Origin of the sequence: Burkholderia pseudomultivorans (assembly GCF_001718415.1) — a bacterium.
GTDB classification, from domain to species: domain Bacteria; phylum Pseudomonadota; class Gammaproteobacteria; order Burkholderiales; family Burkholderiaceae; genus Burkholderia; species Burkholderia pseudomultivorans_A.
In genome coordinates this window covers 3181443-3193508 of the sequence record NZ_CP013378.1, presented here as the reverse complement: position 1 = coordinate 3193508, position 12066 = coordinate 3181443, and the positions used below count along the sequence as shown (strand labels likewise).

General features: G+C 68.7%; 9 protein-coding genes and 1 pseudogene. 6 read left to right on the top strand and 4 right to left on the bottom strand.

The window, feature by feature from the left end:
- The first annotated feature begins 165 nt into the window (after positions 1 to 165).
- The 3 genes and pseudogenes from WS57_RS27020 to WS57_RS27010 all read left to right on the top strand — a co-directional run bounded on the left by WS57_RS27020 (position 166) and on the right by WS57_RS27010 (position 2737).
- On the top strand, positions 166 to 1176 hold the full coding sequence (locus tag WS57_RS27020; RefSeq protein WP_069244554.1) for an IS110 family transposase: 1011 nt from the start codon (positions 166 to 168) through the stop codon (positions 1174 to 1176).
- 216 nt (positions 1177 to 1392) lie between these two features.
- Positions 1393 to 1743 (top strand): annotated as a pseudogene (locus WS57_RS27015) (arginase family protein); the annotation flags it as partial.
- A 79-nt stretch (positions 1744 to 1822) separates the two neighbouring features.
- Positions 1823 to 2737: a LysR family transcriptional regulator gene (locus tag WS57_RS27010; protein ID WP_009689902.1), complete on the top strand. Its 915-nt coding sequence runs from the start codon at positions 1823 to 1825 to the stop codon at positions 2735 to 2737.
- A 57-nt stretch (positions 2738 to 2794) separates the two neighbouring features.
- On the opposite strand, the gene WS57_RS27005 is transcribed toward WS57_RS27010, so the two are convergent.
- Both WS57_RS27005 and WS57_RS27000 read right to left on the bottom strand, forming a co-directional pair.
- Complete coding sequence (locus WS57_RS27005) at positions 2795 to 3028, bottom strand: hypothetical protein (protein WP_059519422.1); 234 nt, start codon at positions 3026 to 3028, stop codon at positions 2795 to 2797.
- A gap of 15 nt (positions 3029 to 3043) precedes the next feature.
- A complete protein-coding gene (locus WS57_RS27000; protein ID WP_069245099.1) occupies positions 3044 to 3328 on the bottom strand; it encodes a DUF4148 domain-containing protein in 285 nt (94 codons plus the stop codon).
- A gap of 269 nt (positions 3329 to 3597) precedes the next feature.
- On the opposite strand from WS57_RS27000, the gene WS57_RS26995 reads away from it, so the two are divergent.
- Genes WS57_RS26995 through WS57_RS26985 form a run of 3 tightly spaced genes read left to right on the top strand, consistent with a single transcriptional unit; the run spans position 3598 to position 9760 of the window.
- Positions 3598 to 6825: an efflux RND transporter permease subunit gene (locus WS57_RS26995; RefSeq protein WP_059519425.1), complete on the top strand. Its 3228-nt coding sequence runs from the start codon at positions 3598 to 3600 to the stop codon at positions 6823 to 6825.
- Between the two features lie 55 nt (positions 6826 to 6880).
- Positions 6881 to 8200 (top strand): efflux RND transporter periplasmic adaptor subunit, encoded by a 1320-nt coding sequence (locus WS57_RS26990; protein WP_069245493.1) that lies wholly within the window; start codon positions 6881 to 6883, stop codon positions 8198 to 8200.
- Between the two features lie 27 nt (positions 8201 to 8227).
- Positions 8228 to 9760: an efflux transporter outer membrane subunit gene (locus WS57_RS26985; protein WP_059601375.1), complete on the top strand. Its 1533-nt coding sequence runs from the start codon at positions 8228 to 8230 to the stop codon at positions 9758 to 9760.
- On the opposite strand, the gene WS57_RS26980 is transcribed toward WS57_RS26985, so the two are convergent.
- Positions 9744 to 11243 (bottom strand): heavy metal sensor histidine kinase, encoded by a 1500-nt coding sequence (locus WS57_RS26980; RefSeq protein ID WP_069245098.1) that lies wholly within the window; start codon positions 11241 to 11243, stop codon positions 9744 to 9746. The two genes, WS57_RS26985 and WS57_RS26980, sit on opposite strands and share 17 nt — an antisense overlap.
- Entirely contained in the window at positions 11240 to 11917 is a 678-nt protein-coding gene (locus WS57_RS26975) for a heavy metal response regulator transcription factor (protein WP_059479474.1), read from the bottom strand. Before WS57_RS26975 ends, WS57_RS26980 begins: the two co-directional genes overlap by 4 nt.
- Between the last annotated feature and the right edge of the window lie 149 nt (positions 11918 to 12066).

The following is a 12066-nucleotide window of genomic DNA, read 5'->3' as shown; positions in this document are numbered from 1 at the left end:
ATGTTTTAGTAATTTTACATAATGCGGATTATCGTCGGATCGGGTGTTAGAGCTTTTTAGATGGAATGGTCGCCTCCCGCCTTAACGGGCCGTCCGGCGCCGCAATCTCGCGTCCAGAGCATGCGACATTGCTGGTTCGGCAGCCCAGCCGCCAAGGAGAACCAAATGGAACCCACGACCATTGCCATCGATCTGGCCAAGCGCGTTTTCCAGATTCATTATGTCGAGCCTGAAACCGGCGCGATTCACAGCAAGGTACTCAAACGTGCCCAGCTCGCGCCGTTCTTCGCCAACCGGCCGGCGAGCCGCGTCGTTATGGAGGCCTGTGGCAGCGCTCATCATTGGGCCCGGGTACTGGCACGGCTTGGCCACGACGTGCGGCTCATCGCAGCTCAGTTCGTGCGGCCGTTCGTGAAGTCTAACAAGAATGATGCGGCTGACGCCGCGGCGATCTGGGAAGCTGCCCAGCGTCCCGGCATGCGGTTCGTGGCCGTTAAGACCGAAGACCAGCAGGCCATGCTGGCGATGCACCGGATACGCCAGCAATTGGTCCGGATTCGCGTCATGCAGGTCAACCAACTTCGCGGATTGCTCTACGAGTTCGGCGTCGTGTTGCCTCAAGGCCGTCGTGCATCGATCGAAGCCGCCAAAGCCGCGCTGGCGTCACTGGCCGACGAGTTGCCGGCCATGCTGCTAGACAGCCTGCAGGATCAGCTTTCGCGACTCTGTGCGCTCGATGAGCAGATTGCTCGGATCGAGCAACGCATTCTCAGTTGGCGGCGCAACGATGATGCATGCCTGCGCATCTCGGAGATTCCGGGCGTGGGCGTACTCACGGCAACTGCCGCGGTTTCGGTCATTGGACAGGCAAGAACGTTTCGCTCGGGGCGGGAGTTTGCCGCCTATCTCGGTCTCGTGCCGCGGCAGAACGGTTCGGGAGGCAAGATCAAGCTCGGTGGGATCAGCAAACGCGGTGACGTTTATCTGCGGACGCTGCTGATCCACGGCGCGCGATCGGTCATCTCGAGCTCAAAGCACTTGCCGGAGCGTTTGCGCCAGATGCTGTCCCGACGACCAACGAACGTCGTTGCTGTTGCACTCGCAAACAAGATGGCGCGAACAATCTGGGCGCTGCTGGCGCATGGCCGAACGTATGAGGCAGCACCGTCGCAGTAGTCAAGCTTCAATCCCTTTATCCCATCCACGGTTGCACAGGTGATGCTGAAAGATGGCAAGACAGGTTGGACCGCGCAAGGGCAAGCCTGAGACATTTCTCGGACCTCGAGTCCGCTATTTAGATTAGGAACCTTGCGGCGAAATCCATCGGGGCCGGCAGGCACGTCCTGCGATCGAGTCCGGATATACTCGGCCGACGACGAGGCGTTCGCGCGCGACTGCGGAATCCGCGTGATCGCAATGGAGGAATTCGCCGCACTCGGCGTCGCGGCCACGCTCGCCGAAGCGCGCCGCGTGGTCGGCAGCGGGCCGACCTATGTCAGTTTCGACGTCGACGTGCTGGATCCGGCGTTCGCGCCCGGCACGGGCACGCCGGAAATCGGCGGGATGACGACGCTCGAAGCGCAGCATCTGGTGCGCGGGCTGCAGGGGCTGAACCTCGTCGGCGCCGACGTGGTCGAGGTGTCGCCGCCGTTCGATGCGGGCGGCGCCACCGCGCTGGTGGGCGCGACGATGATGTTCGAGCTGCTGTGCATCCTCGCCGATGCGATTTCCCGGCGGCCTTGAACGGCACGGCACGGGATCTCGCGCGACGGCGCCGGCCGGGCTATAAACGAGGTTCGCCCCACTGTCGCGGGAGCTCCCGATGCTTGGCAATCTTTCCGATGTCGACCTGCGCCTGCTGCGCACCTTCTGCGCGATCGTCGAGGCCGGCGGCTTCACCGCCGCGCAGGTGCGCCTGAACACGAGCCTGTCGCGCCTGAGCGTGCTGGTGCGCGACCTCGAGGTGCGTCTCGGCTACTCGCTGTGCCGGCGCGGCAGCAGCGGCTTCCAGCTCACCGACGAAGGGCAGGAGCTGTACGAAGCCGCGCAGGGCCTGTTCGGCGATATCGAGCGGTTTCGCGAACAGGTCAGCGGCCTCGGCGGCCGCGACCGCGAGACGCTGAACCTCGGCTGCGTCGACGGCGTGGTCGGCCAGCCCTGCGCACCGCTGCCGCTCGCGATCCGGCTGTTTCGCCGACGCGCGCCCGCGGTGCGCGTCAACCTTCATACGCAGCGCCCGGACGAACTCGAGAACGCGGTGCTCGAAGCGCGCCTGCAACTCGCGGTCGGCGCATTTCATCACCGGCTGTCGGGGCTGCGATACCGGTTCCTGTTTCGCGAGGAGCAGAACCTCTACTGCGCGCGCGAGCACCCGTTCTTCGAACGCGGCGCCGCCGAGCCCGAACTCGACGAGATCTGCGCGGCCGACTACGTCGGGCGCGGCTACATGGCCGAGAGCCGGCGGCCGCACGGGCTCGTGTTCGATCGCTGCACCAACGCCTATACGATGGAGGCGATCGCGACGCTCGTGTTCAGCGGCACCTTCATCGGCTACCTGCCGACCCACTATGCGGCCGCGTGGGTGGCCGAAGGCCGCCTGCGCGCGATTCGTCCGGCACAACTCGCATATTTCTCGTCGTTCCATTGCGTGACGCGCCAGGGTGCGGAACCGGGTGCGACGCTCGAAGGCTTTCTCGCCGCGCTGGACGACGCGCAGGCGCAGCTCGGCGGCGCATAGTCGCGCGCGGCCAGCGTGCGCCGCGCGCGTCGCGGGCGCAGGAGCGGGCCGCGGCGATCAGCGGCCGGCATCGGGACGTCGAGCGGAGGTCGAGCACGGCTGCGCTTGTGTAGCTGCGATATCGGCGGCCGGCGCTTGCCGGTCGTCGACTGCGCGCGTCGGGTTCAGCTCGCTCAGCACGCTCGCGCGGCCACCGTTGTCGTCCGGCAGTTGCGGTTGCCCGCGCGCGAAGGCCGGCGCGACCACCGCGGCGAGCAGCGCGGCGATCGCGAGTCGGGACAGGCGCTTCATCGTCCGGCTCCCGGCTCATTGGGAGCTGGCGGCCGGTACGGCCGCCGACGCGTTTGCGGTCGTGGTGCGCTGCTCGCCGTGCGCGAGCGCATAGAGCTCGCGATTGCGTGCGATCGTCTGCGCGCTCGGCGGATAGTCCCAGTTCGGCGCGGGCACGGTGCCGTCGCGTTGCGCCTGGATCAGGTCGGCGATCACGTCGGCGCGCGTCAGGCCGGACGTCGAAGTCTGTGCGAAGGCGGCGACCGGCATGCCGATTACCACGGTGAGCAGCGCAGCGGCTGCGATCAGTCTGCGATTCATGATGAAACTCCCGGAACGGTTCGATGAGGACGCATCGTCGATGCGCCGCCGGCGGAGTCGCGGATGCGATTGCCGCCCGACACATTCATTCTGGTGATCGCAACAGGCAAGGACGCTGACCGCCGGATGACAGTTTTGAAATCCGCCGGCCGGCATGCAGATAACGGCTTCGTAATCTTCGGGTCAGGGTCGGGTCAACGCCGCGCGGGCAGACTGCCTGCTCGTCGCATCGAGTGCGGCGCCCCTGCTCTGCTTCGAGGAACAACATCATGTGGATCGTCCGGCTGGCGTTGCGCAGGCCCTATACATTCGTCGTGCTCGCGCTGCTGATCTTCATCGCGGGCGCGCTCGCGATCCTGCGCACACCGACCGACATCTTTCCGAACATCGACATACCGGTGGTCAGCATCGTCTGGTCGTACAACGGCTTTTCCGCCGAGGACATGGCCAAGCGCATCACGACCAATTACGAACGCGCGCTCACGTCCGACGTCGACGACATCGAGCACATCGAATCGCAGTCGCTCAACGGCGTGTCGGTCGTGAAGATCTTCTTCCACCCCGGTGCGGACATCAATCGCGCGATCGCGGAAGCCGCGAGCAATTCCGCGTCGATCCTGCGCATCCTGCCGCCCGGCACGCTGCCGCCGAACATCATCACGTACAACGCGTCGACGGTGCCGATCCTGCAACTCGGCCTGTCGAGCAAGACGCTGCCGGAACAAAGCCTCTACGATCTCGGCAACAGCTTCATCCGCACGCAGCTCGCGACCGTCCAGGGCGCGGCCGTGCCGCTGCCGTTCGGCGGCAAGGTGCCCGAGATCGTCGTCAACCTGAACACGCGCGCGCTGCAGGCCAAGGGGCTCGCGCCGATCGACGTGGTCAACGCGATCAACGCGCAGAACCTGATCCTGCCGGGCGGCACCGCGAAGATCGGCACGCGCGAGTACGACGTGCAGATGAACGGCAGCACGCAGACGGTCGCCGCGCTGAACAACCTGCCGGTGAAGACGGTCGGCGGCAACGTCGTCTACGTGCGCGACGTTGCGCAGGTAGTCGACGGCTTCGCGCCGCAGACCAACATCGTGCGCAGCGACGGCAAGCGTGCGGCGCTGCTGACGGTCGAGAAAAGCGGCAGCGCATCGACGCTGACGATCATCGGCCAGGTGAAGGCCATGCTGCCGAAGATCGCGGCCGGCTTGCCGAAGGCGCTGCAGATCACGCCGCTCGGCGATCAGTCGGTGTTCGTGAAGTCGGCGATCCAGGGTGTCGCGCGCGAGGCGCTGATCGCCGCGTGCCTCACCGCGATGATGATCCTGCTGTTCCTCGGCAGCTGGCGCGCGACGCTGATCATCGCCGTGACGATCCCGCTGGCGGTATTGACGTCGCTGTGCGCGCTGTCCGCGCTCGGCGAGACGATCAACATCATGACGCTCGGCGGGCTCGCGCTGGCGGTCGGCATCCTGGTCGACGACGCGACCGTCGCGATCGAGAACATCACGCATCATCTCGAACGCGGTGCGCCGCTCGAGGAAGCGATCCTGACCGGCGCCGGCGAGATCGCGGTGCCGACCTTCGTGTCGACGCTGTCGATCTGCATCGTGTTCGCGCCGATGTTCCTGCTGACCGGCGTCGCGCGCTACCTGTTCGTGCCGATGGCCGAAGCGGTGATCTTCGCGATGCTGGCGTCGTATTTCTTTTCGCGCACGCTGATTCCGACGCTGGCGATGGTGCTGATGCGCGCAGGCCGCCACGGCCGACCGCCGCGCGGCATCCTGGCTCGTTTCGCGCGGTTCCAGGCCGGTTTCGAACACGGCTTCGAGTCGGTCCGCACCCGCTATCGCGCGCTGCTGTCGGCCGCGATCGCGCATCGCCGCCGTTTCGCGGCCGCGTTCCTGCTCGCGTGCGTGGCATCGACCGGCCTGTTCGCCGTCGCGGGGCAGGATTTCTTCCCGTCGGTCGATACCGGCGAGATCCGGCTGCACCTGCGCGCGCCGACCGGCACGCGGATCGAGCAGACCGCGCGCCTGACCGACGAGGTCGAGGCGCGGGTGCGCTCGGTGATCCCGGCGAATCAAATGGCCGGCATGCTCGACAACATCGGCGTGCCGGTCAGCGGGATCAACCTGACCTACGACTCGTCCGACCCGATCGGCGCGGGCGACGCCGACGTGATGATCACGCTGAAGCCGGATCACCGTCCGACCGCGACGTATGTGACGCAGCTGCGCAACGTGCTGAACCGGGACTTTCCGGGCGTGAGCTTCGCGTTCCTGCCGGCCGACATCGTCAGCCAGATCCTCAACTTCGGCCTGCCGGCGCCGATCGACATCCAGATCGTCGGCAACAAGCTCGACGCGAACCGGGCGGTCGCGAACCGGTTGCTAGCGCAGCTGCGCAGCGTGCGCGGCCTGGTGGACGCACGTATCCAGCAGCCCGGCGACGCGCCCGCGATCAACGTCGACGTCGATCGCACTAAGGCGATCCAGGCCGGACTCCAGCAGCGCGACGTGTCGCAGAACCTGCTGATCGCGCTGTCCGGCAGTTCGCAGACCTCGCCGAACTTCTGGCTGAACCCGAGCAACGGCGTCAGCTATCCGGTGCTGGTGCAGACCCCGCAATACGAAGTCGATTCGCTGCAGTCGCTCGCCAACATCCCGATGCCGGCCGCCGCGCCGTCGCCGCAGACGCCCGCAGGCGGGCCGGCGGCCGGCACGCCCGCGCAGAACCTGCTCGGCACGCTCGGCACCTTCTCGCGCGCGCAGGAGCAGGCAGTCGTGTCGCATTACAACGTGCAGCCGGTGCTCGATATCTTCGCGTCGGTGCAGGACCGCGATCTGGGCGGCGTGACCGCCGACGTGACGAAGCTCGTCGACGCGGCGCGCGCAGACTTGCCGCCCGGCTCGTCGATCGTGCTGCGCGGCCAGGTGCAGGCGATGCACCAGTCGTTCGCGGGGCTGCTGAGCGGCCTCGTGCTCGCGATCGCGCTCGTGTACCTGCTGATGGTCGTCAACTTCCAGTCGTGGACGGACCCGCTCGTGATCGTCAGCGGTCTGCCCGCTTCGCTCGCGGGCATCGCGTGGATGCTGTTCGTCACGAATACGACGCTGTCGGTGCCCGCGCTGACCGGGACGATCCTCTGCATCGGCATCGCGACCGCGAACAGCATTCTCGTGGTCAATACCGCGCGCGAACTGATCGCCGCCGGCGCGCCGCCGTGGCAGGCCGCACTCGACGCGGGCTTCAGCCGCTTTCGCCCGGTGCTGATGACTGCGCTGGCGATGCTGATCGGCATGCTGCCGATGGCGCTCGGGCTCGGCGACGGCGGCGAGCAGAACGCGCCGCTCGGCCGTGCGGTGATCGGCGGGCTCGCGTTCGGCACGCTGTCGACGCTGCTGTTCGTGCCCGTCGTGTTCGGCTTCGCCCATGCGTGGCTCGACCGGCGCCGCGACGCGGCCGCCGCGCGCCGCGCGCAGGACACGCCCGTGCTGCCGTGATCGCCGCCCCGTGCCGATTCCCTTCGACTCGCCCGACTCCGACCTCGAACCCATCATGAACGACTCGAACGAACCCCTCGCCCCGCCGCCGGTCGACGCGGCGGCTCCGTCCGCGCCTCCCACGCACGCCGCCGCGGCCGAGACCCCGTCGCCTGGCCGTCGCAGGCTGGCCGCACCGCTCGCGGCGATCGCGGTCGCGGTCGCGCTGCTGGCGCTCGCCATCGTGCCGCGCATCGACGCACGCGCCGCGCAACGCGCGCAGGTCGCCGCGCAGCAGGCGCTGCCGGTGTCGGTGATCCTGCCCGGTGCGGCGCCGACCGACCAGACGTTGACGCTGCCGGGCTCGGTGATGCCGTATGCGGAAGCGTCGATCTACGCGCGCACGAGCGGCTACATCGCACACTGGAGCGTCGACATCGGCACGCACGTGAAGGCCGGCGCAACGCTCGCGCAGATCGCGGCGCCCGATCTCGACGCGCAGCTGCGGCAGGCGCGCGCCGATGCGGCCACGGCGCAGGCGAACTACGACTACGCGAAGTCGACGGCGCAGCGCTGGCAGGACATGCTGAAGACGCAATCGGTATCGCAGCAGGACACCGACACCAAGGTCGCGGACATGAACGCGAAGCGCGCGATGCTCGCGTCCGCGCAGGCGAATGTCGCGCACCTGACCGAACTGGTGTCGTACGAGTCGATCACGGCGCCGTTCGACGGCGTGATCACCGCGCGCAATGTCGACGTCGGCACGCTCGTCACGGCGGGCGGCACGCCGGGCAGCCCTGGCCTGTCCGGCGAACTGTTCCATCTCGAACGGACCGGCACGCTGCGCGTGTTCGTCGATGTGCCGCAGGACAGCGCGGCAGGCGTGTCGGCGGGCACGCCGGTTTACCTGACCACGCAGCAGTATCCGGGGCGACGCTTCGCCGCGCGCGTCGCGCGCAGCGCCGGCGCGATCGATCCCGCCACGCGCACGATGCGGGTCGAGATCGACGTCGACAATCGCGACGGCACGCTGATGCCGCGCGCCTATGCGCAGGCGCATCTGCAGGTGGCAAGCACCACGCCCGCGTACGAACTGCCGGCCAGCGCGCTGCTGTTCCGGCCCGACGGCGTGACCGTCGCGGTCGTCGACGCGAACGGGCGCAGCGCACTGCGGACCGTGCAGATCGGCCGCGACTTCGGCACGCAAGTCGAGATCGTGTCGGGGCTGGCCGCGACCGATCGCGTGATCGACAACCCCGGCGATTCGATCACGGCCGGCGAGATCGTGAAGATCGTGTCGGTCGAGCACGACGCGACACCGGCTGCCGCCGCGGCGCCGGTTTCCGGCTCCGCTGCGGCTACGACGGCGACCGCGACGAAAGCCCGCGGCTGACCCATGAGAATCCACGAGATGCCCGCCATGCGCTTCCTTCGCCCGCTTCCATTCACCCGCCGCGTCGTCGTGCTCGGCGTCGCCGCCGCACTGGCCGCGTGCTCGACGCTGCCGCCCTATTCCCCGCCCGCGGTCGCGGTGCCTGCGCATTATGCGGGCATACCGGCGTCGGGCGTACCGGCTGCGGGCATGCCGGCTGCGGGTGCATCGGCCGCGCAATCCGGCTGGGACGTCGCCGCACCGGCCGATGCCGCACCGCGCGGCCCATGGTGGACCGCCTTCGGCGATCCCGATCTGAACGCGCTCGAAGCGCGCGTCGACGTGTCGAACCAGACCGTGAAGAAAGCCGTTGCCGATCTTCAGCAGGCGCGCGCGATGGTCGACTACCAGCACGCGGGTTTCCTGCCGACCGTCACGGCTGGCGTTGCGCAGACCCGCACGCGTGTATCGCAGAACAAGCTCGGCTCCTCGCTCGCGGGCCAGAGCACGTCCGATTACCAGACCGGCGTGGCCGCAAGCTGGGAGCCCGACCTGTTCGGCCGCGTGCGCGACGCGGTGAGCGGCGCGCAGGCGAACGCCGACGCGAGCGCGGCCGATCTGCAATCGGTGAAGCTGTCGGTCACGGCCGATCTCGCGACCGACTACTTCGCGCTGCGCTCGCTCGATACGCAGAAGCGGCTGCTCGACGACTCGGTCCGCGCGTATGCGGACGCGCTGCAACTGCTGCAGCGGCAGCGCGCGGCGGGCGCGATCGATGCGTCCGCGGTGGCGCAGGCCGCGACGCAGCTCGAAGCGACCCGGACCCAGGACACCGATATCGACGTGTCGCGCGCGCAGCTCCAGCATGCGATCGCGACGCTGGTCGGCGAGAATGCGTCGACGTTTGCGTTGCCGCCGCGCGTGCAGCCGCTGGTGCCGCCGACGATTCCGGCCGGCCTGCCGTCGCAGCTGCTCGAGCGGCGCCCCGACATCGCGGCGGCCGAGCGGCGCGTCGCGGCCGCGAATGCGCAGATCGGCGCGGCGCGCGCGGCGTTTTTCCCCGACCTGATCCTGTCGGCGAGCGCGGGGCTCGAGAGCGGCTTCTTCGCGCCCTGGCTGACCGCGCCGAGCCTGTTCTGGTCGCTCGGCCCGCAACTCGTCGGCACGCTGTTCGACGGCGGCCGTCGCAGCGCATCGCTGCGCGGCGCGCATGCGCAATACGACGGCGCGGTCGCCGACTACCGGCAGACCGTGCTGGTCGCGTTCCAGCAGGTGGAGGATCAGCTGTCCGCGCTCGACGCGCTCGCGTCGGAGGCGCTCAGCCAGCAGCGTGCGACCGATGCGGCCGACCTGTCGCTGCGACTGACGACGAACCGCTTCAACGCGGGCGCCGTGAGCTATCTCGATGTGGTGACCGCGCAGACGATCGCGCTGACGAACCAGCGCCAGGCCGATCAGATCGCCGCGCGCCGGATGGAGGCCGCGGTCGGGCTGCTGAAGGCGCTGGGCGGCGGCTGGCAGGCGGGCGCCGCGCCCCGCGCGCGGCAGCCAGGGCCGGTTCGCGCTAAGTCGGGTTCCTGACGAACGTGAGGATGAAGCGGGTGCCGGTCGCGTCGCTTTCGGCGCGTGCGGTGCCGCCGTGCAGCTCCATCACCGAGCGCACGATCGCGAGGCCGAGCCCGGCCGTGCCGCCCGGCGCGCCGCCGCTGCGCGCCGGATCGCCGCGCACGAAGCGGTCGAAGATGCGCGGCAGGAGCGCGGGGTCGATCGGCTCGCCCGGGTTCTCGACGGCGACGCGAACCGCGTCCGCCGTTTCGTCGACGCGCATCGTGATCACGCCGCCAGCGGGCGTGTAGCGCAACGCGTTCGCGAGCAGGTTGCTGACCGCGCGACGGAACAGTTCGAGATCGGCGGTCAGCTCGCCGCGGCCGACCACGCTCAGCGTCGAGCCCGCTTCGTCGGCCAGGCCCTCGAAGTAACCGGCGATGCGTTCCAGTTCCCGATGGACGTCGAATGCGCGCTGGCGCGTGACGAAACCGGGATGCTCGGCACGCGCGAGAAACAGCACGTTGTCGATCATGCGCGCGAGACGGTCGTATTCCTCCAGGTTCGACTCGAGCAGCAGCTGGTACTCGTCGGGCGAACGCGGCCGGGCAAGCGCGACCTCGGTCGCGCCGCGCATGTTGTTGAGCGGCGTGCGCAGGTCGTGCGCGAGGTCGGCGCTGAATTGCTTCAGGTGTCCGAACGCCTGCTGGAGGCGGCCGAGCATCGCGTTCTGCGCATCGACGAGCGCCCGCAGCTCGCGCGGCGCGCGCGAGGCGTCGAGCCGCAGGTCGAGCCGGTCGACGGTGATGCGGCCGGTGTTCGCGACGATCTCGCGCAGCGGCGCGAGCGTCGAACGGATCAGCCAGTAGCCGAGCAGCATCGCGAGCAGCGCGCCGAGCCCGCCCGCGAACTTCAGCTTGTCGCGATAGCCGTCGAGCAGCCGGACGCGATCGTCCATGTTGCGCGCGATCGCGATGCGGATCGGCGTGTGGTCGCGCAGCACGGCGTCGGTCACGACGCCGCGCACCGGCGTGCCGCGCTCGGCGGTCCATGCCGCGATCCGCTCGGCGGTGATCCGCTCGCTGGCGGGCACGGGCGTCACTTGCGGCGGGAATACGTCGGCATCGGCGTCGGCGTCGGCCAGCGCGGCAGACGCCGCGCCCGACTCAGCGGCGCCCGACGCATCGGCGCCCGACGCATCCTCCAGTTCCGTGCGCTCGACGTTATGGCGCACCAGCACATGACCTTGCGCATCGACGACGGTCAGCGACAGCGCCTGATTGCCGAGCACCTGGCTGGTGAGGCGATCCGCATGCGTGCGCACCGCGTCGAGCGAATCGAGTTCGCCCGCGAGCCGCCGCGTGTGTCGCGCCGCGAGCACGATGTCGAGATCGTCCTGCGCGCCGACCTGCCGTTCGAGCCCGGCGTACACATAAGCGCCGACGAGCGCGAACACCGCAAGCGTGGTCGCGCCGAACGCGAGCGTGAGCGTCGCGGTGAGCGAGCGGCCGCGCGTCATGCGCCGTCCTTCGGCTCGAGCACGTAGCCGACGCCGCGCACCGTATGGATCAGCTTGACGGGGAAAGCGTCGTCGACCTTCGCGCGCAATCGCCGGATCGCGACTTCGACGACGTTGGTGTCGCTGTCGAAATTCATGTCCCACACATACGATGCGATCTGCGTACGGCTCAGCACCTCGCCGTGCCGGCGCGCGAGCAGCTGCAGCAGCGAGAATTCGCGCGGCGTCAGGTCGATGCGCACCGTGCCGCGCTTCACGCGGCGGCGCACGACGTCGATCTCCAGATCGCCGACGACGAGGCGTTCGGTCTCGCGCGGCGGCCCGCGGCGCGCGAGCGTGCGGATCCGGGCGAGCAGTTCGACGAACGCGAACGGCTTCACGAGGTAGTCGTCGGCGCCGAGTTCGAGGCCGTGCACGCGGTCCTGCACGTCGTCGCGTGCGGTCAGGAACAGCACGGGCGTCGTGTGCGTATCGCGCAGCCGCTTGAGCACGCCCCAGCCGTCGAGCACGGGCAGCATCACGTCGAGCACGATCACGTCGTAGTTTTCTTCCTGCGCGAGCATCAGTCCTTCCGCGCCGTCCTTCGCGAGATCGACGCTGAAGCCGGATTCCTCGAGTCCCTTCTTCAGGTACGCGCCCGTCTTCGGTTCGTCTTCGACTATCAGGATGCGCATGATCGACTCCGTCGCATTCGGTTGGAACATGCGCCGATGTTACCGGGAAACGACGACGGCAAGCCGTATCGCGCAGGCGTCGGGGCCCTTGATTACCGAACTGTAATCGGCAGGTCAGCGGCGCGACGGACGCGGCGACCAGAATGACA